Here is a 23,743-nt window from a genome sequence, read left to right as displayed (position 1 = left end):
CTAATTTGGCGTTATTTTTGTTATATTTAATTAGTAAAAATAAAATTTAAAACAATGATTGGATATTATATATTATTAGGAGCTATTGCGCTGGTAAGCTGGTTGGTAAGCAGTACGTTGAAGCGTAAGTTTGATAAATACTCTAAAGTGCAATTGCGTAATGGTATGAGTGGTGCCGAAATAGCCGAAAAAATGTTGGCAGACCACGGTATTACCAATGTTGAGGTTATTTCTACACCTGGACAATTAACAGACCATTACAATCCAAAAAATAGAACCGTGAATTTAAGTGAATCGGTTTATACCCAACGCAACGCTGCGGCTGCGGCTGTTGCTGCTCACGAATGTGGACATGCGGTACAGCACGCACAAGCTTACGAGTGGTTGAAAATGCGTTCGGCATTAGTACCTGTGGTTAGTGTCACCTCTGGGATGTCGCAATGGGTCGTTCTTGGTGGTTTAATATTAGGAGCGGCAGCTGGTGTTGGTCTTGGCTATTATATAGCTGTTGCCGGTTTGGTAATGATGGGGTTCGCCACCTTATTTAGTTTTATAACATTGCCTGTTGAATATGATGCCAGTAACCGTGCCTTGGCTTGGTTAAAAAGTAAAAACATGGTGTCCCAACAAGAATATGCAGGCTCTGAAGATGCGCTTAAATGGGCAGCCAGAACGTATTTGGTAGCTGCTATTGGTGCTTTGGCTTCATTAGTATATTGGGCGCTTCAGGTATTTGGTGGGTCTAGAGATTAATATTAAAAGAAAATAGACAATAGACAAGAGAAAGATAAATTGACAACAAATCAGTAATCTTTTTAAAAAGCCATTATCACTGTGTTTGAGAGCCTGTTTAAAATTGTATGATTGGATCTTCTATAGGTCATTTTTGATGCAAAATGAGGCGAAATCGAAGATAATGGCAGGGCCATTTGATGAGGTTTCAACGAAATTAGGCGCAAAAAGGGACATAGAAAAACAATTGATATAAATTTAAACAGGCTCTGAAGGGAATTTTCAAAGTTTTATCAGACAACAAAGGTTTTAAATAATTGAAAAGAACAGAATTCTTACATTAAATTAAGAATTCTGTTCTTTTTTTATATCTTTAATTTTGAAACCTTAACTAATTAAGTATTTATGGAAAACCTAGTTGAAAACAAATTAATGGTAAGCGAACTTTCAGAAGTTGATAAAGTTGCTTTTTATAAAAAAACCTATTCGCATGTTGCCGGTGGTGTTTTAGTATTCGTTCTTTTTGAATATTTATTACTTCAAAGCGAAGCTATTGTGAGTTTTGCCTTGTCTATGACAGAGGGTTATCGTTGGCTAATCATGCTGGGCGGTTTTATGTTTATAACCAATTATGCCGAAAGAATGACCTTGAAAACGCCCGATAAGAACAAACAATATTTGGCTTACGGTGTTTATATTCTGGCTGAAGCTTTTATTTTTGTGCCGCTTATTTACATTGCTGCCTTTTATATGGAATCGGGTCCAGAAATTCTAAATCAAGCAGCGATAGTGACTTTAGCATTATTCACAGGGTTGTCGGCAATCGTTTTTGTAACTAAAAAAGATTTTTCCTTTTTAAAAGCGGGCTTAACCGTTGGATTTTTTATCGCCATCGGATTAATTTTAGCAGGCACCTTATTCGGGTTTAATTTAGGACTTTGGTTCTCGGTAGGTATGTGTGTATTGGCGGCAGGTTCTATCTTATACCAAACATCAAATTTGGTGAATAAATATTCCAATGATGAATATATTCCAGCAGCATTGGGCTTATTTGCTTCGTTAATGCTACTATTTTGGTATGTGCTTAGTATTTTTATGTCTAGAGACTAAAGCCAATTAGAAAAAGTTTAAACTACTTCAAAATATAAAATAAAAGCTCTGACGTGTTTCAGGGCTTTTTTTGTTTCTTTACTTTTTCAATAAAAATCAATAATGAATAATCCGTTAGCATATTATCAAAAGCATTTAAAAACATATAAAAAACGAGCGCAAAAGCTGTATGGACACATGACGATGTTAAGTGTATATCGCCTCTCGGTTTTTGCATTAACGGGCATTGGTATATATGTTGGGTTTAAAAACTGGCAAGTAGCAGTGGTTATTGGCATAGTCGGTATTGCTGTTTTTCTGTATTTATTGTCAAAGTATAATGATATTAAATCGCAAAAGCAGTTCAAGGAAGCTTTAGTAGCTATTAATCAAGACGAAATTGAAATTGCTTCGGGAGATTTTCACCACAGGGATTCTGGTTTGCAGTTTCAGGATCCCCATCACTTTTATAGCTTGGATATCGATTTGTTTGGTCGTGGTTCTTTTTTTCAATTTATAAATAGAACCACTATAAATGAAGGGACCCAAAAATTAGCCGATGCTTTGAAGGCAAATGATATTACTGGTATTGTTTCGCGTCAACAGGCTATTAAAGAGCTAAGTTCGAAACCGAAATGGCGTCAGTTTTATTCAGCAACATCTCGTTTGGTTGTTGTTGAAACACCTGCAAAGCAAATTATACATTGGTTGCAACAGTATCAGGCGTTTTTACCAAAAATACTCAAATGGCTCCCTTTAGGGTTTACACTTATTTCAATACTCGTTTTTGCTTTGGGACTTTTTAATGTCATTGATGCTATTTTTATAGGATATTGGTTGCTTGTAGGTTTAGGAATTTCAGGGATTTATGTAAAAAAAATCAATGTGTTATCAGCGAATACCGATAAGGTGAAAGAAACCTTTCGCCAATACGCCTCGCTTTTGGATTTAATTGAAAAAGAATCGTTTTCTTCGGAATTATTAAAACAAAAACAGCAGCAAATTCAACAGCAAGGAAAAAAAGCGTCTGATATTTTTAGAGAGCTTTCTAAGGCGTTAGATGCTTTAGACAACCGGAATAATTTTCTCTCTGCCATTTTTGGAAATGGATTCTTTCTGTCTGATATAAAAAACAGCTATCACATCGAGCAATGGATCTCACATCACGCCGATAAAGTCACCGACTGGTTTGAAGTGGTATCGTTTTTTGATGCTTATAATTCCTTAGGGAATTTTGTGTTTAACCATCCAGATTTTGTGTTTCCGAACATCGAAGAAAAAGGAGCTGTCATAAAAGCGACAGATTTAGGACATCCTTTATTAAATAAGAATAAACGTGTGGATAGCAATTTAACTATAGAAAACGAACAGTTTTTTATAGTTACGGGCGCTAATATGGCTGGGAAAAGCACGTTTTTAAGAACCGTATCTTTGCATATTGTGATGGCGAATGTTGGCTTGCCTGTTTGTGCACAATCAAGCAGCTATTCCCCTGTAAAACTCATTACAAGCATGCGAACTACTGATTCTTTAACCGACGATAGTTCGTATTTCTTTTCAGAATTAACCCGTTTAAAATATATTGTTGATGCCATTCAGGAAGAACCCTATTTTATTGTTCTAGATGAAATTTTAAAAGGCACCAATAGCACCGATAAAGCCATAGGTTCCAGGAAATTTGTTGAAAAATTAGTCGCTTCAAACGCCACTGGAATTATTGCAACGCACGATTTAAGTTTATGCGAGATTGAAAAAGAGCTTCATCAGGTTAAAAATTATTATTTTGATGCTGAAATTATAAACGACGAACTTCATTTTGATTACACGTTGAAAACAGGTGTTTGTAAAAACATGAATGCCTCTTTTTTGTTGAAGAAAATGAATATTGTTTGAAAATCGTGAGTCGTGAGTCGTGAATCGTGAATCGTGAATCGTGAAAAGGACGTGAAAAGGGAAAGGTGAATCGTGAGTCGTTGTGTCGTGAAAAAGGGGAGGGAAACTAGAATTCAGAATTCAGAATTGACAGCTCAACAACCAACAACCTACAACTAACAACTAACAACCAACAACCTACAACCAACACCCAACACCCAACACCCAACAACCAACAACCAACATGCAACATACATCTAAACTACCAAACGTTGGAACTACCATTTTTTCGGTAATGAGTGCCTTGGCGACTGAGCATGGTGCTATTAATTTATCTCAGGGTTTTCCAAACTTTAAAAGCGACCAAAAACTAATCGATTTGGTTAGTAAGGCTATGAATTCTGGTTACAACCAATATGCACCAATGCTTGGGGATTTAGAACTTCGCCAAGCCATTGCTAAAAAATACGAATTGCTTTATAACACCAGTTACCATCCTGAAAGCGAAATTGTCGTAACCGCAGGAGCAACGCAAGCTATTTTTACCATTATTACAACTTTTATAAAACCCAACGACGAGGTTATTATTTTTAAACCAGCCTACGATAGTTATGAGCCTAATGTCGAGTTAAATGGCGGAAAAGCAGTGCCTATTCAATTGCAAGCGTCTAATGGTTTTAAAGTCAATTGGCATGAGGTGAAGGAAAAGATTAATAGTCAAACCAAAATGATTATTATCAATTCGCCACACAATCCAACAGGGTCTGTGTTTTCAAAAGACGATATGCTTCAATTGGAAAACCTGACCAGAAATACCAATATCATGGTGTTAAGTGATGAGGTTTATGAGCACATGATTTATGATGGCGAAAATCACCAAAGTGCCTGTTTGTTTCCTGATTTAAAAACGAGGAGTTTTGTGGTGGCATCCTTTTGTAAAACCTTTCATAACACGGGTTGGCGTATTGGGTATTGTTGTGCGCCCAAAGAATTGATGCAGGAATTTCTAAAAGTGCATCAGTTTACTGTCTTTTGCATTCATCATCCTACCCAAAAAGGCATTGCCGATTATATGCAGGAGCCAAAACATTATTTAGAATTATCAGATTTTTATCAAAAGAAACGGGATTTATTTTTAACTTTAATCAAAGATTCCAAGTTTAAATTTGCAGCATCAAAAGGCACGTATTTTCAAGTGCTGGATTATTCAGGGATAACCCAAGAACATGATGTTGATTTTGCTAAACGATTAACTATAGAATCCGGTATTGCTTCCATTCCTTTGTCGGTTTTCAATAGTAATAATTTAGACAATAAAGTGCTTCGTTTTTGTTTTGCAAAAACAGATGACACCTTAAAGCAAGCAGCAGATATTTTAAACAGAATTATTTAGATTAAAGAAGATATTGAAAAACAAAGTGAAAGTTTTAATGTAAATGGATGATATGCAAGATCAACTTAAAGTAGCCTTAATACAATCTGATTTGGTTTGGGAAAACCCTAAACAAAATCGTAAAAACTTTTCAGAGAAAATTGAAAGTATTTTAAAAGCAGTAGATGTTATTGTACTCCCCGAAATGTTTTCTACAGGGTTTACCATGAAAGTCGAAACTGTTGCCGAAACCATGGACGGAAAAACAGTGGCTTGGATGCAAGAACAAGCTCAAAAAACAGGGGCAGCCATCGTTGGAAGCCTTATTATTTCTGAAAATAAAACCTATTATAATCGCCTGCTTTTTGTGGATCCATCGGGCAGCATTACAATATATGATAAAAGACACACCTTTACACTTGCGGGTGAGGATAAAATCTATTCAGCAGGCAAGGAAAAAGTAATAATAAACTATAAAGGATGGAAAATTTGCCCTTTGGTTTGTTACGATTTGCGATTCCCGGTTTGGGCAAGAAACATTGAAAATTATGATGTATTGCTGTATGTTGCTAACTGGCCCAAACCAAGAATTTTTGCTTGGGATACCCTGTTAAAAGCACGGGCTATTGAGAATATGAGTTATGTTGTGGGCGTAAACCGTGTGGGTTTAGACGGGGCGCAAAACGAGTACTCCGGAAACTCGGCAGTTTATGATGTGTTGGGTAATGCCATAACTGCCATAAAACCAAATAGGGAGCAGGTTGAGGTAGCTATTTTAGAACGCAGCCATATTAATTTTTACCGTAATAAACTTAAGTTTTTAGCTGATAAAGATGAATTTATTCTGAAGTAAACTCCAAAGTTTCAGGATAACCCCAATCGGCGCGTATTTCTATTTCTTTAAAATGACTGACCCGTTCAGGCTGTATTTTTTTAAGATAATTACCCGTATCGAATTTACCATTGCCATTAGTATCATGAATCACTCTAATGTAATAGGTGCTTGGTTGTAGATCTAAAAAGTCGATGGTTTCGGGTTTGGTCACATATCTTTCTGCTCTTACGTTACCTTTATCGGTAGTTAGTTGAATAATCAATGGATATTTTGCGTTTACCAATGTGAAACGTGCAAAGCCAAAATCGGATGCCTTTCGTGTCGTTAGATTAAAGTTTAAGGTGTCGTTTTTAGTGTCGAAAAAATCGGTAAAAGCTTCAGGTAACACCAGTATTTTGTAACTATTTTCGTATGTTTTTTTAAAGTTAAGCGCATATGTATTGCTAATAGAATCAAATTCTGAAGTGATATCAATTTTTGTTGAATCTTTATCAATTAGGTTGATTTTAGAAGCATCGAAATGAACAAATGGAATATTTCCAGTAATTTTAAAAGGCTGATCTATGCCAATAGCACCGGAATTTCCTTTTATAATTAATGAATCTTTTTTCTGTTTTCTGATTTTTACGGTAAAGTCTTTATCAAAATCGGTATGGGAGATATTTAAAATAAGCGAATCCACTTCTAGTTTGGGTTTGTACCAATAATAAAGTGTATCTGTTTTTTCGTCTTTTGTGATGCGGGATTCAAAGTCGCTAGGAGTTTCAGATTTCATACGAACCTTCATTTTACTGTAATCGCCTTCATATCCAATAGCTATTTTTTGGGTAGCAGCTATTTGTGGTCTGTTGGCTTTAAAATCGAGTTCTTCATTAAACAACCTAAGTGTATAACTAGAATCTGTAGGCACCGTAATAAAGCTTTTGTAAAAGGCTATTTGGTCGGTTTTTTGTTGAAATTTATTATCGCCATTGCCATCTTTTAAAGCCATGAGCATATACTTTCCAGCTTTAATGTTTTCAATAGAAAACGTGGTAACGCTGTCTAATGTATTGGTAATGTATTTAGGTGTTTCTTTATAGACAATAGAATCGGTAAACGTAGAATCTACCTCATAAAGCGCCACATTTACAAAGGTTTCGGGCTGTCTTTTTAAAGCATCAACAATATTACCTTTTACACTTAGCGAATCGATGTAACTGCCCGTTGAAAACACATATCTATAATACGGATAGGGATTCCCTTCATTATTGTCGGTAATGCTGTTTCCAAAGTTAAACGCATAGGTCGTATTGGGTTGTAGTGTGTCAAAAATTTTAATGGTTATGTATTTGCTGGCGCCACCAAGCGGCGTAATTTCTGGTTGGGTGTTCATTGGTGGCGAAATAATGAGCTGTTTTTGTATGTCTTTAATCTTGATATACTCATTAAAATAAATCTTAATGACTTTACCCTTAAAATCAGTGCTGTAATTTTTAGGAAGCTCTTCCACGATCTTAGGTGGAGTGTCATCTTTAGGGCCGCCATCGGGAGTGCCTCTATTGGCGCAGTTTACAAAAACAAGGCCTAAAAAAATCAATAAAATAAAACTTGAAAGGGTTTTGTTCATCGCCAATTTTAAATTTTGTACAAACCTACATAATTTTAAAGATATAACGGTTAACTCTTTAGGCTATTGCTATGGTAGCGATACTTATTTTTATGTTTTTGGCTTTGTTTAAAACACTGATGCAAGCCTCTAAAGTAGCACCGGTAGTAATAATGTCATCAACCAAAAGAATGTGTTTGTTGTTTATGAAATCACTATTCGTTATCTCAAAAAATGCATCATTTTTATTCCATCTTTCAAATTGCTTTTTTGAGACTTGCGATTGCGTGTTGGTAACTTTTATAAGGACATCATCTACATAATCGACATCCAAAGCTTCGGCAATTTGTTGTCCAAATTTTGCAACCTGATTATAACCTCGCTTTTTAAGCTTCTTTTTATGCAAAGGCACAGGAATAACCATGTCAACTGTTTTATAAGTATCTAAAGTTTTTAATTCGCCTCCTAGCCAGTTTCCTAAGGAATATCCAATAGTTTCATAGCCTTTATACTTCAATCCATGAACAAGTTGTTGTACCAGCCCCTTTTTTTCAAATCTAAAAAGTGCCGTGCCATTTTCAATGTTTGCACGTCCGTAAAGTACCTTTTTTATCGCATCGTCATCATCAAAATGAAAATTGGTTACAGGCAAATCGTGCCTGCAATCTACACAAATAGTATCCTCGTTATCTTGCAGCAAGTTCAGGCAAGCGTGGCATACTTTTGGGAATAATAAATTAACTAAGGGTTTAAGCATAACATACACTACTAATTATTTGGGCGTTACCACACCCTTCGACTCCGCCCAGGGCAGGTGGTCGGGCTTTACGCACTCGCTTTTTTACTCCTTCCGTCGCAAAAAGAGCTCAAACAAATGCTTCAATCCCTAACGCATTTAAAAATAAGCAAATTCACGCTTAATTTTTAGTAAAGAACGCATTTAGTTTGGTGCGGTTTTTTATTTTTGCACCATGGCAAATAACGACGATCAATTTAAAAAGGTAATCTCTCATGCAAAGGAGTATGGTTACGTGTTTCAAAGTAGTGAAATCTACGATGGATTAAGTGCAGTTTACGACTACGCACAAAACGGTGCAGAACTAAAGAAAAACATTCGGGACTACTGGTGGAAAGCCATGGTGCAGATGAATGATAATATTGTGGGTATTGACGCCGCCATTTTTATGCATCCAACCACGTGGAAAGCGTCTGGACACGTTGATGCATTTAACGACCCTTTAATTGATAATAAAGATTCGAAAAAGCGTTATAGAGCCGATGTGCTCATTGAAGACTATTGCGCTAAAATTGAAGCAAAAATTGATAAAGAAGTTGAAAAAGCAGCCAAACGTTTTGGTGATGCTTTTGATAAAAAAGAATTTATTACCACCAATGTACGTGTTGTAGAATATCAAGAAAAAATAAATGCAACACTTTCACGTATGGCAAAATCTTTAGAAAATGAAGATTTAGCCGATGTAAAAGCGCTCATTGAAGAATTAGAAATTGCCGATCCTTTAACGGGAAGCAGAAACTGGACCGATGTTAAGCAATTTAACTTAATGTTCGGAACAAAATTGGGTGCTTCGGCTGAAAATGCCATGGATTTATACTTGCGTCCCGAAACGGCACAAGGTATTTTTGTGAACTTTTTAAATGTTCAGAAAACAAGCCGTTTGAAAATTCCTTTCGGAATAGCACAAACAGGTAAAGCGTTTAGAAATGAAATTGTGGCAAGACAGTTTATTTTTAGAATGCGTGAGTTTGAACAAATGGAAATGCAGTTTTTTATTAAACCAGGCACACAAAAAGAATGGTTTGAACACTGGAAAGAAACCAGAATGAAATGGCATTTATCTTTAGGTATGGGAACGGACAATTACCGTTTTCACGACCATGAAAAATTAGCACATTATGCAGATGCTGCTACCGATATTGAGTTTAAATTCCCATTCGGATTTAAAGAGTTGGAAGGTATTCACTCGCGTACAGATTTTGATTTGTCACAGCATGAAAAATTCTCTGGTAAAAAATTACAGTATTTTGACCATGAAGATAATGCCAGTTATACACCTTATGTTTTGGAAACATCCATTGGTTTGGACCGTATGTTTTTAGCCGTGTTCTCAAATTCTTTGGTTGAAGAAGAATTAGAAAACAATACCACAAGAACCGTTTTAAAATTACCAGCAGTATTAGCGCCAATAAAAGCGGCAGTATTGCCATTGGTTAAAAAAGATGGTTTACCAGAAATCGCCAAACAGATTGTAGACGATTTAAAATGGGATTTTAATGTGGATTATGACGAAAAGGATGCTGTTGGTCGCCGTTACAGAAGGCAAGATGCTAACGGAACGCCATTTTGTATTACTGTAGACCATGATACTTTAAAAGATAACACAGTGACCATTCGTCACAGAGATTCCATGGAACAAGAACGTGTAAAAATTGAAGACTTAAGAGAAATTATTAAGCAAGCAGTAGATGTACGTACTTGGTTAATGAAAATGTAACATGCCTGCGAAGGTGGGGATCTCATAATAAATTAAGGGGCTGTAAAAAAAGTCTAGTTCTATGTTCATATTTAACTTGTCGAAATATTTTAGCTTACTGGTAATCAATATCGGTTTCGACAAGCTCAACCTGACAAATTAATTTAAAGGACTTTTTAGGCAGCCTCGTTTTGTTAAATACTAATTTGCCTATCAATCTGTTGGTCTAAAGAAATAAGCGATTCGGTTCGTAAAACGCCATTAATAGTTTGGATGTCGTTATTTAATAACTGCATCAAATGGGCATTATCGCGCGAAAGCAGTTTAATGAATATGTTATAGTTGCCTGTGGTGTAATGGCATTCTAAAACTTCGGGAATGCGTTTTAAAGCCTTAACAACATCTTCGTTATTAATGGCTTTGTCTAGATAAATACCAATAAAAGCTAATGTTGAATAACCTAGCACTTTTGGGTTTATTATAAATTTTGACCCATTAAGCAATTTAGACTTCTCTAGTTTTTTTAATCGTTGGTGGATGGCAGCTCCAGAAATACCAACGTTTCGGGCAATTTCCAAAATGGGTGTTCGGGCATCTTGGGTCAAGGCGCGAAGTATTTTTTTGTCGATACCGTCTATGGTGATGGTTATGATTTTGTTTTTGGATTTCATTTAGGTTGAAATTTAAAACATAAATGTACTAATATAGTTTTAGATTGAAATTAAAATTGTGTTAGCAATTACTCATACACCCTATCATTGAATTTAAAATCATGAATGTTTTTCTTTTGAAATGGGAAGCCCATAGTTGATTTCGATAGGTAATGCTTAAATATAAAAATATTAATTACTTAGGGAGTTGTAGCCCAGATAAGGCACATGCTTTTCTTTAAACTGAATACCAAAACTTTCTAATTCCTTTAAAATAGGTTCATAAACTTCTCTAGCAATTGGAATTTGTACTCCCGGGGTTTTTATTTTTCCATTTAAAATAGCAAGTGTAGCAATGGCAACGGGTAAACCCACGGTTTTTGCCATGGCGGTAAAGGTTTGGTCATCGCCAAGAACTACCATATTGGCATCAATTTGGTATGTTTTACCATCCTTTTCGTAGCCAAATTTATGATACATCACTATCATATCCTTGTCGTTTAGGTCAAGTGCCCAACTATCCATTAATATTTTTTGAAGTATTTGTGCCGGGGTTGCTTTTTTTAAACCCACAGGCTTTTTGTCATTAAAAATATCGAGTTCTACAAGTTTTTCCCAAACAATATCGTCTTGGTCAATTTTAAGTTGATGCCTTAGTTTAAGTTCCACAGAATCGGAAGGGCTGTAAGGTAAAAAAGCATTTACAAAATCGCGATAGCTCATGTTTTCACTATCGTCTAAGGTGTAACTATCGTCAGTCATTCCTAGGGTTACAAAAATATGCCATGCTCTGCAAAACCCAACGCGCCTAATGGTGCCTCTATATAATGTTTTTACAGTATCTAAGCCATAAACGTTTTGGTATTTAAGCGAATCTCTATTGGCATAGACTTCAAAACGTCCAAAATTATCAATATCTAAAAACTCGGTGCGTCTAAACAAGCGGTGGTATGGAATATATTTATAGGTACCTTCTTGTAAAAATTTAGCAGCGCCACCTTGTCCTGCGATAACCACATTTCTGGGGTTCCATGTGAATTTGTAATTCCAAAGATTGTTATCGCTTTCAGGAGCAATCAATCCACCTGTAAACGACTCAAACAATATAACATTGCCGCCGTTGTCTCGAATGCGATCTAAAACCTGCATAGCACTCATGTGGTCTATACCTGGATCTACGCCAATTTCGTTCATAAAAATCAGATCCTTAGCTTTGACATCGGCATCCAGTGCTTGCATTTCAGGACTGATGTATGATGCCGTGACCATGTTTTTTCCAAATAAAACACAGTCTTTAGCAACTTCAATATGTAAACTTGCTGGTAGCATGGAAATGACTATGTCAGCATTTTTTATGGCATTTTTTCTTGAGGTTTCATTAAAAATATCCAATAGCATAGCTTCAGCATTTTGATGATTATCAATAAGCTTTTCAACGGCAGTGATATTTAAGTCACCTACCGTGATAAACAGATTTTCGGAAACCGATTTATCCAATAAATATTTTAACAGATAGGAAGTGGATTTTCCAGAACCAATAACCAAAATCTTTCGCATAGTGATATTTGTTAAGTAATTTTGTGATTGAACTCGTCTTGACTTTTTTCAATTGGCTAAAAAAATGTCCTTTTACACTCGTTTTTTTCTTTTCTTCGTTCCGTAGCCTTGCTATGCAACTCAAAAAAGCCTTTAACCGAGCTTAAAATAACTAATTTTCACTTCAATTAAAAAAGTACAAACGAGTTCACTAATTTAGTAAATACAATAGCATTTATTATAAAACAACATACATATGAACAAGACACTATTAATTACAGCTTCTATTTTAGGAATAACAGGCATTATTTTAGGTGCTTTTGGCGCACACGGTTTAAAAGAGTTGGTTTCTGTAGAAGCGCAACAAACTTTTGAAACTGGGGTACGCTACCAAATATATCATGCTTTTTTCCTGCTATTTATTGGAAGCCTTTCTTCAATACAACAAAAATTTAAAAAAATCATTTTTTATCTAACCATAACGGGCGTCATTCTATTTTCAGGGTCTATTTATGGATTGGCAACAAATGCTTTGACCACTTTCGATTTTAAAATAATTGGTTTTATTACACCAGTTGGTGGGCTGCTTTTAATACTGTCTTGGGTATTTTTATTTATTAATTTCTTAAAAATGAAACGCTAAAATAAGAAAAATATAAAAATAATATCTTAATTTTGCATAATATATAATTTAGACTCGTATTATGACAAACTATGACCAGATTACGAAGACGATTTCGTTGGAAAAATATGGAATAAAAAATGCAAAAATTAAGTATCAATTGTCCCCAGAACGACTTCATCAAATTGCTATTGAAAAAGGTCAAGGCGTGGAGACTTCTTCGGGAGCTTTAGCGGTAAACACAGGAGAATTTACAGGGCGTTCACCAAATGACCGATTTATTGTTGAAGACGCTATGACCCGCGACCGTGTTTGGTGGGGCAAAATTAATATGCCGTTTGATGCGGCAAAGTTTGATGCTTTATACGATAAGGTTGCCGATTATTTATCAAATAAAGAAGTTTTTGTTAGGGATTGTTATGCTTGTGCTGATGCCGATTACAGATTGAATATTCGGGTTATTAATGAATATCCATGGAGTAATCAGTTTGCATACAATATGTTTTTACGTCCGACCGATGACGAATTAAAGAATTTTGAATCGGAATGGATCGTAGTCAATGCACCTGGATTTATGGCTGATCCCGAGGTTGATGGTACCCGTCAGCATAATTTTGCTATTTTAAACTTTACTAAAAAGATAGTGCTTATTGGCGGTACAGGTTATACAGGGGAAATTAAAAAAGGTATTTTTTCAGCATTGAATTTTATTCTTCCGGTATATAAAAATACGTTGCCGATGCATTGTAGTGCCAATATAGGGAAAGATGGCGATACTGCTATTTTCTTTGGTTTATCAGGAACCGGAAAAACAACCCTTTCTACCGATCCCAATAGAAGTTTAATTGGTGATGACGAACATGGCTGGACTGCTGAAAACACGGTATTTAACTTTGAAGGTGGTTGTTATGCTAAAGTTATAAATCTTTCAAGAGATAACGAACCGGAAATTTATGATGCCATAAGAAAAGGAGCGATTCTTGAAAATGTGATTTTAGATGCCAATGGACATGTGAAATTTGAAGACACGTCTATTACACAAAATACCCGTGTAAGCTATCCTATTAATCATATTGAGAACATTCAAGTGCCTTCAATAGGGAAGAATCCTAAAAACATTTTCTTTTTAACAGCAGATGCTTTTGGGGTACTGCCACCAATTTCTAAATTAACGCCAAGTCAGGCAGCGTATCATTTTATATCGGGTTATACCGCTAAAGTAGCAGGAACCGAGGCGGGTGTTTTAGAACCAACACCTAATTTTTCGGCTTGTTTTGGTGCGCCTTTTATGCCCTTGCATCCTACAAAATATGCTGAAATGCTAAGTCAGAAAATGATAGATTCCGGTGTAAATGTCTGGTTGGTAAATACGGGGTGGACAGGTGGCCCTTATGGCGTTGGAACCCGAATGAAATTGAAATATACCCGCGCCATGATTAATGCGGTTTTAAATGGCGATTTAGGCTTGTATAATTATGATAATTACCACATACATTCTGTATTTGGAGTGGCACAACCCAGAGAATGCCCAGGTGTTCCAACCAGTGTTTTAAGTCCAAGAACTACGTGGAACAATGATGAGGCATACTATACAACAGCCTTTAAATTAACCAATGCATTTCGTGAAAATTTCAAAAAATTTGAGGCTTATGCTAGTGAAGAAATTAGGCGAGGTGGTCCGCAGCGTTATGCGTTTTAAAGAGGAGTTTAATAAAACAAAAGGGATGATTTTTTAAAAATCATCCCTTTTTTATTTGGTTAAAAAAAGCCTATTTTGCTTTATTTACTTTTTCAATATATTTTTCTAAAGCCATGGTCATAGAAGGTGTTTCGGGTGTTGGTGCAGCAATATCCACACGCAATCCTCTTTCTTCAACAGCTTTAATGGTTGTATCTCCAAATACGGCAATACGGGTTTCATTTTGTTTAAAATCCGGGAAATTATGAAATAAAGAATCAATTCCAGAAGGACTGAAGAATACTAAAATATCGTAGTAAACATCAGCTAAATCAGAAAGGTCGCTAATTACGGTTTTGTAAAAAATAGCCTGTTTCCAATCTACACCCAAGGCATTTAAAGTATCTGGCACTTCATCTTTTACTTTATCCGTGTTAGGCATTAAAAACTTCTCGTCTTTATATTTTTTAATTAAAGGCGACAATTCAGAAAAAGTACGTTTTCCAACATAAATTTTACGTTTTCTGTACACTACATATTTTTGAAGATAAAAAGCAACAGCTTCCGACTGACAAAAATATTTCATGGTGTCCGGCACTTTAAATCGCATTTCTTCGGCTACTCTAAAAAAGTGGTCAATAGCATTTCTACTGGTTAAAATAATAGCAGTATAATTGTTTAGGTCAACTTTTTGTTGTCTAATTTCTTTTGCAGAAACACCTTCAACGTGAATGAAAGGCCTAAAATCTATTTTTACTTTTTGTTTTTCAATTAAGTCAAAGTAAGGCGAGTTGTCAATTTTAGGTTCTGGTTGAGATACTAAAATGGTTTTCACTTTCATAGGCACAGGTAGTTAATTCTTCTATTTTGAAATGATTACTTTGTACAAAATGATGCACGGTGCGATTTCAAGTGCGCAAAGATATAAAATAAAATAAAAAAAATTATGTTTTATTAAACTTTGATGCGCTTTAAAAGATGTAACTAGCCCGATTAAGATTACAATAAACAATAATATAACAGTTACGTAAAAAAAGGTTAATGTTGGCTTGAAACTAAACAGTAATAGGGCGTTAATGGGTATAAGCACAAGACCCAAGTAGTTTTTGTAACTTATCTTTTGAAAAAGATATTGGTCTATAATGGCATCCATTTCGAAAAGGCTGCCTATAAGGCGTTCAATAAACACTTTTATTAAAATAAACACGCTAATGCCAAAAGAAATTTTAAACATGGTATCTGGCGAAATGGTATTGGTCTTTGTGAAAAATTTATAGCTTATAAAGCAAAAAAGAGATACTGAAATTATAAGATTGGCGAACAGTAAAGCATCGAACTTGTCGAAAAATTTTTGATCGCGTGAATAAATTTTAAGATATTTTGAGTTTCCTAAAACAGAAATAAAATCATTAAAGCGTTTGGGAGATGTTAATTTAGCCGTGGCAATTAGAATCATTCCCACGACAAGCATGATAGTAAAGAAATCGTTTGATATAATATCCCTAAGCATACCGTAAAATTATTATAAATATTTTAGAAGATGGTTTAATTATTAAGGAATATTTGGGATGAACTCGTTTAAACTTTTTATAATTGGCTAAAAAATTGTCCTTTTGTACTCGCTTTTTGTTCTTTTTTCCTTCCGTAGCGCTGCTATGCAACTCAAAAAAGCCTTCAATCGAGAGCAAAATGACTAATTTTCGCTTCAATCAAAAAAGTTTAAACGAGTTCAATAAATAAACTGCTAATAATGTACATTTGCTAAAAATTAAATTATTTTCATTAAAATAAAAGAATGACTGATACGATTGTTATCATTCCCACATACAATGAAATAGAGAATATTGAGGCTATAATAAAGGCGGTATTTTCTCAATCGGATACTATTCATGTTCTTGTTGTTGACGACAATTCGCCAGATTTAACAGGTTTAAAAGTAAAGGAACTCCAAAAAGAATTTCCTGATAGGTTATTTTTAGAAGTTAGAAAGTTGAAATCTGGGTTGGGAACAGCTTATATTCATGGGTTTAAATGGTGCTTGAAAAAAAATTATCAGTATATTTTTGAAATGGATGCCGATTTTTCGCATGATCCAAAAGACTTGGTGAAGTTGTATCATGCATGCCACGTTGGAGATGCCGATTTAGCCATTGGTTCGCGCTACATCACTGGTGTTAATGTGGTTAACTGGCCTATGAGTCGGGTGCTCATGTCGTATTTTGCATCTCGATATGTGCGTATTATTACTGGTATGAAAATACACGACACCACGGCAGGTTTTGTATGTTACAGACGGAAAGTTTTGGAGACGATCGATTTAGAAGCTGTTAAATTTGTAGGTTACGCTTTTCAAATTGAAATGAAATTTAAAGCCTATTTAAAAGAGTTCAAAATAACTGAAGTACCTGTAATTTTTACAGATAGAACATTAGGAGAATCAAAATTAAGTTCAGGAATAATCTCTGAAGCTATTTTTGGGGTTATTTCCATGAAATTAAAAAGTCTATTCAAAAAGTAGATGAGACTTGAAACGCCTATGAAAACCACATTCATATACACGAAGATGATTATAAAGGATGTTCCATCTGGTCAAATTAAAACAATAAATATAAACAGATGAAACCAAATAAAATACTTATTAAAAACGCTCACATTGTAAATGAAGGAGTTATTTTTAATGGTGATATATTAATTGAAGGCGAATATATTAAAGAAGTGAGCGATTCTATAAGTGCGAAGTCTTCGGATGTGTTCGTTATTGATGCAGAAGGGAAGTATTTGTTACCGGGAGCGATTGATGATCAAGTGCATTTTAGAGAGCCCGGGTTAACAAAAAAGGCTACCATTGAAACCGAAAGTAAAGCCGCTATTGCAGGTGGTATTACCTCGTTTATTGAAATGCCCAATACCAATCCGCAAACGACAACCATTGAAAAATTAGAAGAGAAATTTGAAATAGCTTCTCAAACATCATCGGCAAACTATTCTTTTATGTTTGGTGGAACGAACGATAATTTGGATGAAGTTTTAAAAGTTGATGCCAATAACGTTGCGGGATTAAAATTGTTTTTAGGGTCTTCAACAGGGAATATGTTGGTTGATGATAGTAAAGTACTAGAGAAAATTTTTAAAAGCACGAAGTTGCTTATTTCAGTGCATTGCGAAGACGAAGCGACCGTAACAAAGAACTTTCAAGAGCATTTAGATAAATTTGGAGAGGATATTCCTGTAAAATACCATCCCATCATTCGAAGTGAGGAAGCATGTTATTTATCATCTTCAAAAGCTATTAAATTAGCCCAAAAAACAGGGGCAAGATTGCATGTATTCCATCTTTCAACAGGAAAAGAAACGAGTTTGTTCAGCAATAAAATCCCATTAAAAGATAAAAAGATTACATCTGAAGTTTGCATACATCATTTATGGTTTTCAGATAAAGATTATGATAAAAAAGGAACGCTTATAAAGTGGAACCCTGCGGTAAAAACAGAGGAAGACAGAGCACAATTATGGGAAGCTTTGCTAGATGACCGTATTGACGTTATTGCAACAGACCATGCGCCACATACTTTAGAGGAAAAGAAAAACGTTTATACTAAAGCACCTTCGGGTGGCCCCTTGGTGCAGCACGCTTTACCAGCCATGTTGGAAATGCATCATAAAGGTAAAATATCGATAGAGAAAATTGTTGAGAAAATGTGCCACAACCCTGCTATTTTATTTCAGGTTGAAAAGCGAGGGTATATAAAAGAAGGCTATTTTGCCGATTTGGTTTTGGTGGATTTGAACAATCCATGGACAGTAAAAAAGGAAAATATTTTATATAAATGTGGCTGGTCTCCATTTGAAGGTACCACGTTTAGATCAAGAATTACCCATACCTTTGTAAATGGTAGTTTGGTATATCAAAATTCTAAATTTAATGATGTGAAAGCTGCAAAAAGATTAACTTTTAACAGATCATGACAAAACGATTTTTGCCCTATTTAAGTGTTGCTTTGCTTGTTATAGCTTGTAATGGTTTTGGCGGTCCTAAAAAACCAAGCAATTTGATTTCAAAAAAAACCATGGCTAACATTTTAATGGATGCTAGACTAATAGGTTCGGCTACCCATATCAACAAGCAAAAAATGCAAGAACATGGTATTAAGTTAGATAGCTACGTTTTTGAAAAATATGGAATAGATAGCTTGCAATTTGCATTGAGTAATGCGTATTATGCGTACCATATCGAAGATTATGAAGAAATTTATAATATTATGACAGATAGTTTGGAAAAGCTGAAAGAAGTTTTAAACGAACAGAAATTAAAAGAAGAAAAGGAACAGGAAAAACGCGAAAAAGATTCTATAAATGCCTTGAAAGTTAAAGATTCATTAGGTGTGACCATAAAAAAGGATTCCTTAACCGAAGATGTATTGAAAAAGAAAATTAAAGAAGATGCAGGTGTTTTAATTAACCCTGTTTCAGATAAGAATCACCAATTTCAAAAATAGTTTCTTTCATATCTTTAAAATTGTAATTTAAAGCCGTTTTAAGTTTATCACTGCTGTAATTTGTTTCAGACATTAATGAGCCGGAAAGGTGTTTTGTTAATTGCCTTCTTTTTCCAGTTAATTTGTGTTTTAGCCAATCTAATTTCCAACCCATATTTAATAAAAAAGCACTCGCCAGTTTCTTTGGAGGGCTTGCTTGTACCGATTGAGCCAAAGTTTGCAAAAACTGTTTATAAGTCCAGCTTTCGGCAACCAATACGAAGCGTTCGTTTGTAATGTCATTTTTCATTAAACGAGTCATAATAGACACGACATCGTTAACGGCAATAAGTCCAATAGTACCAGATGTGTAATATTTGAAGCCTTTATGTGCTTTTTTAAACAAACTGCCTGTGCCAAAGTGCCAAATACCGGCACCCAAAATGACTCCAGGATTTACAATTACAGCATGTAAGCCTTCTTGTGTACCGCGCCAAACTTCCATTTCGGCACCGTATTTTGTAATGGCGTAAACGTTGTTGTCATCTTCCGGGTTCCAAACGGTTTCTTCCGTAATAGGTTCATTATTAGTCGTTTTTCCTAATGTAGCAATCGAGCTCACATGGCAAAGTTTTTTAATATTATTTGAAATACAAAAGTTTACAATATTGGCAGTGCCCTCAATATTTGTTTTTCTTAAAAGGTGGTATTTATCGGGTTCAAAAGACACAAAAGCAGCGCAGTGGTACACATAAGTGACGCCTTTAAAGGCTTCAGTTAACGCAGGAATATCTAAAATATCGGCTTGTACCCATTCAATAGCTTCAAAAAGCGATGCGTAGTTGCTCGTATAGGTAGCAAAAACACTTTTAACCTGTTCTAGTTTTCGTTCGCTTCTATAAATAGCTCGAACATTTTCGTTATTACTTACAAGGCTGTAAAGCAAATGTGAACCTACCAAACCTGTGCTTCCTGTTACTAAAATCATGCGACTAAAATAGTGAATATTTGGTCTAGGCAATGGTTTTTGGTTGTCGTTTCTTCAAAACTTTAAAAGTTTCAACTTTAAAACTAAGGAATTATACATTGATTTTTATCTTTGCCATAGTTTTATAAAAATTAAAAAATAATGATTAAAAATTTTGTTGAAGAATTAACTTGGAGAGGTATGATTCATACCGTTATGCCAGGAGCAGAGGCGCATTTAATGGAAGGCATGCGAAGTGCTTATGTGGGGTTCGATCCTACTGCAGATTCTTTACATATTGGTAATTTAGTGCCTATCATGTTGTTGGCGCATTACCAGCGTTGCGGACATAAACCAGTCGCTTTGGTTGGTGGAGCTACAGGGATGATTGGTGACCCTTCAGGGAAGTCTAGTGAACGTAATTTGTTGGATGAAAAAACCTTGAGACATAACCAAGAAGCCATAAAAAAGCAATTAGCACATTTTTTGGACTTTGAAAGTAATGAAGCCAATGCAGCATTTTTGGTGAATAATTACGATTGGATGAAGCGTTTTTCTTTCCTTGAGTTTATCCGCGATGTAGGTAAGCACATTACTGTCAATTATATGATGGCAAAAGATTCGGTTAAAAACAGAATTTCATCAGATGCTTCCGAAGGGATGAGTTTTACCGAATTCACTTATCAACTTGTTCAAGGTTACGATTTTCTTCATTTATACAAAGAAAAAGATTGCACCATTCAAATGGGTGGCAGCGACCAATGGGGTAATATAACGACCGGAACGGAATTAATTAGACGTATTTCTGGCGGAAAAGGTTTTGCAATCACCTGTCCGTTAATCACAAAATCCGACGGTTCAAAATTTGGGAAATCCGAAGGAGGGAATGTGTGGTTGGACGCCAACAGAACGTCGCCTTATAAATTCTACCAATATTGGTTAAATTCTAGTGATGAAGATGCCGAAAAGTACATTAAGATATTTACGTTTTTAACAGAACAAGAAATAAAGGGTTTAATTGAAGAACACAAAGAAGCACCACATTTGCGTGTGTTGCAAAAGCGTTTAGCAGAAGAAATAACAACGATGGTACATTCTAAAGACGATTTAGAAAATGCCATTAAAGCGAGTGAAATTCTTTTTGGAAACTCAACGGGTGATGATTTAAAGAAACTTAATGAACAAACGTTTCTAGATGTGTTTGATGGTGTTCCTTTAACTGAAATAACCCGAGCAGATATTGAAGGAGGGTTAGACATTATAGCAGCTTTAGCCGAAAAAGGTGGGTTTTTAAAATCTAACGGTGAGGCGCGTCGTGCTTTAAAAGAAAATTCCATTTCGGTAAATAAAGAAAAAGTACAGGACGATTATAGCATTACATCAAAAGACTTAATAAATGATAAATTCGTATTGCTACAACGTGGTAAAAAGAACTATTTCATTTTAAGAATGGTATAAAAAAACGAAAAGCCTGATTTCTCAATCAGGCTTTTCGCTACTAACCAACCAAACTATAAAAATTAATTATTCTTTTTATTAGTCTATTTATTGGTCGTAATAGGGTGTTTAAGTTTACAAAACAAATTATTATTTTTTAAATTTTATTTGTGCTCGGCTTTTTTTTTACTTCCGTTGCCCTGTTATGTAGCTCAAAAAAAAACTTCAACCGAGCGCCAAATAATTAATTTCGAATCAATCAAGAGAGTTTAAATGAGTTCAATAAGTCGGAATGTAGTATAACTTACAGTACCATCAGGTTGCAACCACGGATGTCTGAATTATCAAAACGTCCGATAATTTCAAAAGAACCATTTTCATAAACCCTTCCTAAATCCTGCGTTGCAATAAAAGAACAGGAGTTGATGTTTGCCAAGTCAATCACATTAATACCTCCCGCTTTTCCTTTGGATTGAATGCTTAAAGCATCTTCGGTGTCTCGGGTTAAAATACGCATCCAATTTGGGGTGTTAAAAATACCATGGCCTTTAGAATAGGCTTGACTCAGTAATTCAGTCATGCCATATTCGCTATGGATAAATTCTACATTAAAGCCTTGTTTTAACTGTTGATGCAGTTCTTCTCTAATTAATTCTTTTCTACGTCCTTTCATACCACCAGTTTCCATTATAATGGTATGCTTTAGGTTGAATGGATAGGTTTCAACTAAATCTAGCAAAGCAAAGGAAACACCAATAAGTAACACTTTTTGTCCTTTGGAATCTATCTGTGTTAATTTGTTTTTTAAATCGGAAAGATCATTTAAATAAAACCCACTTTCTGGATGATTGGATTGTTTAATCAAGGCATCTACCATATAGATTAAAGAAGACCCTTTGCGCTCTAAATATGATGGAAGCAATGCTAAAACCACATAATCTTCAATATTACCATAAAATTGCTGAAATCCTTTATTGAAACTTTCTTCATAGATTTCTAAATCGGTAACCAAATGTTTACTCGTCATGCTTCCAGTCGTTCCAGAACTTGTAAACGTAGATTGAATGGGATCTTTTGAACTTAAAATATCATGGGTTTTAAAAAATTGAATAGGCAAAAACGGAATGTCTTGTATTATTTTTACATCACTAGGATGTTTGTATAGCAAATCGCAAAACGACCTATAAACACGATTGTTTTCAAACTGAAATTTAAAGATTTTTAATGCGGTATCTTCAAATTCTTCTTCGGTTTGTATGTTGAAAATAGCGTTTGTATTTATCATATGGCAAAAGTAGATAAAGAAGTGATTTAAACGTTTTCTTTTACCTGCAAAATTCGCATTTAGCTCCCTAATTTTGACTTTTTTAAGTCCCGTAGCGCTGCTATGCGACATAAAAAAGACTTCATTATGAAACAGGGTGGAGCGAAAAAATAACCCAGTGGGTTATTTTAGCGAACGAGCCAGCTTGCGTAAAGGGTATTTTCGCTTACAAACAAAACGTTTAAATCACTTCAAAATAAAAAAGCGTTACCAAACAGTAACGCTTTAAAAATTGATGAAGTGAATTAATTTATTCTACCACTACTTTTTTAGTAATGGTAGCATCGTCTTGAGATACTTTCATGAGATAAATACCAGAATTTAATTTTGAAACATTCAGTATATGGTCATTAACTGTTTTTCTAATAACTTGTTTCCCTAGAACATCAAAAACAAAAACATCCATTTTAGAATTGCTTTTGCTGGAAATGTTTAGATAGCCTAAACTTGTTGGATTTGGGTATATGCTAACTGATTCAATATGTTTATTTTGGGTAGATAAAACATTATTGACTGCACCAGCGCTTGGAGCGGCGGTATAATAAGAGCCATCATCTGCTCGGTTAAGGGATTCAGTGGTGGTCTCATTATATTGAATGGTCTCTCCTAAACCCGTTAATAAACCGGTATCGTCTTCATCATTTGTTCCATAAACAATCGCATCTATTAAATTGGTTGTTGTTGTACCAGTGTCAGAAGGGAAATTGGTAGCTAAATCTTGGTAAATCGCAGCAGCATCTGCACCGTTTTGTATGCTACCACTCGGGAAAATTACATAAAGACCATTAGCATCTGTAGTTGCAGTAGCTAAGTCAATGGTATCATAACTTGTGTCTGATGAGCCATTAAATAGAACAACTATATATCCATTTAAAGACGTATTTGGAGTCCATTTAATTTCAATGAATTCAGCTGTATCCGTTCCAGTTTGATCTGAATCAATTTCATTTATAGTCTGTCCAAAACAAGCTAAAGAAATAAGAAAAGTAAAAAATAATGTGTAAGTTTTTTTCATAATAATATAATATTAATTAATATATATCTTACAAACTTATGAATATTTTTTAAATTAAA

At 34.9% G+C, this 23,743-nt stretch carries 21 protein-coding genes; 12 read left to right on the top strand and 9 right to left on the bottom strand.

The genetic code is table 11. From position 1 onward, the window contains the following. Positions 1-54: 54 nt before the first annotated feature. The 5 genes from CJ739_RS05720 (at position 55) to CJ739_RS05700 (ending at position 5,918) form a co-directional block, all read left to right on the top strand. Positions 55-753: a zinc metallopeptidase gene (locus CJ739_RS05720; protein WP_117173291.1), complete on the top strand. Its 699-nt coding sequence runs from the start codon at positions 55-57 to the stop codon at positions 751-753. Between the two features lie 384 nt (positions 754-1,137). Then, on the top strand, positions 1,138-1,842 hold the full coding sequence (locus CJ739_RS05715) for a Bax inhibitor-1/YccA family protein (protein WP_117173289.1): 705 nt from the start codon (positions 1,138-1,140) through the stop codon (positions 1,840-1,842). Positions 1,843-1,944: 102 nt separating this feature from the next. Next, positions 1,945-3,714 carry a MutS-related protein gene (locus tag CJ739_RS05710; RefSeq protein WP_117173287.1) on the top strand — a complete coding sequence of 590 codons (1,770 nt, stop codon included), beginning with the start codon at positions 1,945-1,947 and terminating at the stop codon, positions 3,712-3,714. Positions 3,715-3,937: 223 nt separating this feature from the next. Further along, a complete protein-coding gene (locus CJ739_RS05705; RefSeq protein ID WP_117173285.1) occupies positions 3,938-5,086 on the top strand; it encodes a methionine aminotransferase in 1,149 nt (382 codons plus the stop codon). Between the two features lie 52 nt (positions 5,087-5,138). Continuing rightward, complete coding sequence (locus CJ739_RS05700) at positions 5,139-5,918, top strand: amidohydrolase (protein WP_117178769.1); 780 nt, start codon at positions 5,139-5,141, stop codon at positions 5,916-5,918. Here the strand turns inward: CJ739_RS05700 and CJ739_RS05695 are convergent. After that, positions 5,905-7,509, bottom strand: a complete 1,605-nt coding sequence (locus tag CJ739_RS05695; protein WP_117173283.1) for an Ig-like domain-containing protein — start codon at positions 7,507-7,509, stop codon at positions 5,905-5,907. The genes CJ739_RS05700 and CJ739_RS05695 overlap by 14 nt on opposite strands. A gap of 58 nt (positions 7,510-7,567) precedes the next feature. Next, positions 7,568-8,245: a ComF family protein gene (locus CJ739_RS05690; RefSeq protein ID WP_117173281.1), complete on the bottom strand. Its 678-nt coding sequence runs from the start codon at positions 8,243-8,245 to the stop codon at positions 7,568-7,570. 214 nt (positions 8,246-8,459) lie between these two features. Here CJ739_RS05690 and CJ739_RS05685 point away from each other — a divergent pair, with 214 nt between their 5' ends. Then, on the top strand, positions 8,460-10,001 hold the full coding sequence (locus CJ739_RS05685; RefSeq protein ID WP_117173279.1) for a glycine--tRNA ligase: 1,542 nt from the start codon (positions 8,460-8,462) through the stop codon (positions 9,999-10,001). 173 nt (positions 10,002-10,174) lie between these two features. Here the strand turns inward: CJ739_RS05685 and CJ739_RS05680 are convergent, their stop codons facing one another. Continuing rightward, positions 10,175-10,651 (bottom strand): Lrp/AsnC ligand binding domain-containing protein, encoded by a 477-nt coding sequence (locus CJ739_RS05680; RefSeq protein ID WP_117173277.1) that lies wholly within the window; start codon positions 10,649-10,651, stop codon positions 10,175-10,177. A 171-nt stretch (positions 10,652-10,822) separates the two neighbouring features. Continuing rightward, positions 10,823-12,187 carry a saccharopine dehydrogenase family protein gene (locus CJ739_RS05675; protein ID WP_117173275.1) on the bottom strand — a complete coding sequence of 455 codons (1,365 nt, stop codon included), beginning with the start codon at positions 12,185-12,187 and terminating at the stop codon, positions 10,823-10,825. Positions 12,188-12,422: 235 nt separating this feature from the next. Here CJ739_RS05675 and CJ739_RS05670 point away from each other — a divergent pair, with 235 nt between their 5' ends. Beyond that, positions 12,423-12,809 carry a DUF423 domain-containing protein gene (locus CJ739_RS05670; RefSeq protein ID WP_117173273.1) on the top strand — a complete coding sequence of 129 codons (387 nt, stop codon included), beginning with the start codon at positions 12,423-12,425 and terminating at the stop codon, positions 12,807-12,809. 61 nt (positions 12,810-12,870) lie between these two features. Further along, positions 12,871-14,487, top strand: a complete 1,617-nt coding sequence (pckA, locus tag CJ739_RS05665) for a phosphoenolpyruvate carboxykinase (ATP) (RefSeq protein ID WP_117173271.1) — start codon at positions 12,871-12,873, stop codon at positions 14,485-14,487. A gap of 70 nt (positions 14,488-14,557) precedes the next feature. On the opposite strand, the gene CJ739_RS05660 is transcribed toward pckA, so the two are convergent. Both CJ739_RS05660 and CJ739_RS05655 read right to left on the bottom strand, forming a co-directional pair. Next, positions 14,558-15,307, bottom strand: a complete 750-nt coding sequence (locus CJ739_RS05660; RefSeq protein WP_117173269.1) for a uroporphyrinogen-III synthase — start codon at positions 15,305-15,307, stop codon at positions 14,558-14,560. Positions 15,308-15,328: 21 nt separating this feature from the next. Beyond that, on the bottom strand, positions 15,329-15,976 hold the full coding sequence (locus CJ739_RS05655; protein ID WP_117173267.1) for a DUF4271 domain-containing protein: 648 nt from the start codon (positions 15,974-15,976) through the stop codon (positions 15,329-15,331). 285 nt (positions 15,977-16,261) lie between these two features. On the opposite strand from CJ739_RS05655, the gene CJ739_RS05650 reads away from it, so the two are divergent. The 3 genes from CJ739_RS05650 (at position 16,262) to CJ739_RS05640 (ending at position 18,962) form a co-directional block, all read left to right on the top strand. Next, positions 16,262-16,984 carry a polyprenol monophosphomannose synthase gene (locus tag CJ739_RS05650; RefSeq protein ID WP_117173265.1) on the top strand — a complete coding sequence of 241 codons (723 nt, stop codon included), beginning with the start codon at positions 16,262-16,264 and terminating at the stop codon, positions 16,982-16,984. Between the two features lie 98 nt (positions 16,985-17,082). Further along, a complete protein-coding gene (locus CJ739_RS05645) occupies positions 17,083-18,432 on the top strand; it encodes a dihydroorotase (RefSeq protein WP_117173263.1) in 1,350 nt (449 codons plus the stop codon). Then, entirely contained in the window at positions 18,429-18,962 is a 534-nt protein-coding gene (locus CJ739_RS05640) for a DUF4296 domain-containing protein (RefSeq protein ID WP_117173261.1), read from the top strand. The genes CJ739_RS05645 and CJ739_RS05640 overlap by 4 nt, the downstream gene beginning before the upstream one ends. Here CJ739_RS05640 and CJ739_RS05635 read toward each other — a convergent pair. Further along, positions 18,922-19,929 carry an NAD-dependent epimerase/dehydratase family protein gene (locus CJ739_RS05635; RefSeq protein WP_117173259.1) on the bottom strand — a complete coding sequence of 336 codons (1,008 nt, stop codon included), beginning with the start codon at positions 19,927-19,929 and terminating at the stop codon, positions 18,922-18,924. The two genes, CJ739_RS05640 and CJ739_RS05635, sit on opposite strands and share 41 nt — an antisense overlap. A 141-nt stretch (positions 19,930-20,070) precedes the next feature. Between CJ739_RS05635 and tyrS the strand changes: the two genes are divergently transcribed. Beyond that, entirely contained in the window at positions 20,071-21,366 is a 1,296-nt protein-coding gene (gene tyrS, locus CJ739_RS05630) for a tyrosine--tRNA ligase (protein WP_117173257.1), read from the top strand. Between the two features lie 283 nt (positions 21,367-21,649). Here tyrS and CJ739_RS05625 read toward each other — a convergent pair whose 3' ends face one another. Beyond that, entirely contained in the window at positions 21,650-22,630 is a 981-nt protein-coding gene (locus CJ739_RS05625; RefSeq protein WP_117178767.1) for a LuxE/PaaK family acyltransferase, read from the bottom strand. A 289-nt stretch (positions 22,631-22,919) separates the two neighbouring features. Continuing rightward, positions 22,920-23,684, bottom strand: coding sequence for a T9SS type A sorting domain-containing protein (locus tag CJ739_RS05620; RefSeq protein WP_117173255.1), 765 nt, complete (start codon positions 23,682-23,684; stop codon positions 22,920-22,922). Positions 23,685-23,743 lie beyond the last annotated feature (59 nt).

Origin of the sequence: Mariniflexile sp. TRM1-10 (assembly GCF_003425985.1) — a bacterium.
In the GTDB taxonomy this organism is placed as follows: Bacteria; Bacteroidota; Bacteroidia; order Flavobacteriales; family Flavobacteriaceae; genus Mariniflexile.
This window is presented reverse-complemented; position numbering and strand designations above follow the sequence as displayed.

What these genes read in the sequence shown, in the direction of transcription:
- CJ739_RS05625 (WP_117178767.1), bottom strand. Translation starts at nt 22,630, where the DNA reads ATGATAAATACAAACGCTATTTTCAACATACAAACCGAAGAAGAATTT.
- pckA (WP_117173271.1), top strand. Translation starts at nt 12,871, where the DNA reads ATGACAAACTATGACCAGATTACGAAGACGATTTCGTTGGAAAAATAT.
- CJ739_RS05645 (WP_117173263.1), top strand. Translation starts at nt 17,083, where the DNA reads ATGAAACCAAATAAAATACTTATTAAAAACGCTCACATTGTAAATGAA.
- CJ739_RS05710 (WP_117173287.1), top strand. Translation starts at nt 1,945, where the DNA reads ATGAATAATCCGTTAGCATATTATCAAAAGCATTTAAAAACATATAAA.
- CJ739_RS05705 (WP_117173285.1), top strand. Translation starts at nt 3,938, where the DNA reads ATGCAACATACATCTAAACTACCAAACGTTGGAACTACCATTTTTTCG.
- CJ739_RS05700 (WP_117178769.1), top strand. Translation starts at nt 5,139, where the DNA reads ATGCAAGATCAACTTAAAGTAGCCTTAATACAATCTGATTTGGTTTGG.
- tyrS (WP_117173257.1), top strand. Translation starts at nt 20,071, where the DNA reads ATGATTAAAAATTTTGTTGAAGAATTAACTTGGAGAGGTATGATTCAT.
- CJ739_RS05640 (WP_117173261.1), top strand. Translation starts at nt 18,429, where the DNA reads ATGACAAAACGATTTTTGCCCTATTTAAGTGTTGCTTTGCTTGTTATA.
- CJ739_RS05680 (WP_117173277.1), bottom strand. Translation starts at nt 10,651, where the DNA reads ATGAAATCCAAAAACAAAATCATAACCATCACCATAGACGGTATCGAC.
- CJ739_RS05690 (WP_117173281.1), bottom strand. Translation starts at nt 8,245, where the DNA reads ATGCTTAAACCCTTAGTTAATTTATTATTCCCAAAAGTATGCCACGCT.
- CJ739_RS05685 (WP_117173279.1), top strand. Translation starts at nt 8,460, where the DNA reads ATGGCAAATAACGACGATCAATTTAAAAAGGTAATCTCTCATGCAAAG.
- CJ739_RS05670 (WP_117173273.1), top strand. Translation starts at nt 12,423, where the DNA reads ATGAACAAGACACTATTAATTACAGCTTCTATTTTAGGAATAACAGGC.
- CJ739_RS05650 (WP_117173265.1), top strand. Translation starts at nt 16,262, where the DNA reads ATGACTGATACGATTGTTATCATTCCCACATACAATGAAATAGAGAAT.
- CJ739_RS05675 (WP_117173275.1), bottom strand. Translation starts at nt 12,187, where the DNA reads ATGCGAAAGATTTTGGTTATTGGTTCTGGAAAATCCACTTCCTATCTG.
- CJ739_RS05635 (WP_117173259.1), bottom strand. Translation starts at nt 19,929, where the DNA reads ATGATTTTAGTAACAGGAAGCACAGGTTTGGTAGGTTCACATTTGCTT.
- CJ739_RS05620 (WP_117173255.1), bottom strand. Translation starts at nt 23,684, where the DNA reads ATGAAAAAAACTTACACATTATTTTTTACTTTTCTTATTTCTTTAGCT.
- CJ739_RS05660 (WP_117173269.1), bottom strand. Translation starts at nt 15,307, where the DNA reads ATGAAAGTGAAAACCATTTTAGTATCTCAACCAGAACCTAAAATTGAC.
- CJ739_RS05715 (WP_117173289.1), top strand. Translation starts at nt 1,138, where the DNA reads ATGGAAAACCTAGTTGAAAACAAATTAATGGTAAGCGAACTTTCAGAA.
- CJ739_RS05720 (WP_117173291.1), top strand. Translation starts at nt 55, where the DNA reads ATGATTGGATATTATATATTATTAGGAGCTATTGCGCTGGTAAGCTGG.
- CJ739_RS05655 (WP_117173267.1), bottom strand. Translation starts at nt 15,976, where the DNA reads ATGCTTAGGGATATTATATCAAACGATTTCTTTACTATCATGCTTGTC.
- CJ739_RS05695 (WP_117173283.1), bottom strand. Translation starts at nt 7,509, where the DNA reads ATGAACAAAACCCTTTCAAGTTTTATTTTATTGATTTTTTTAGGCCTT.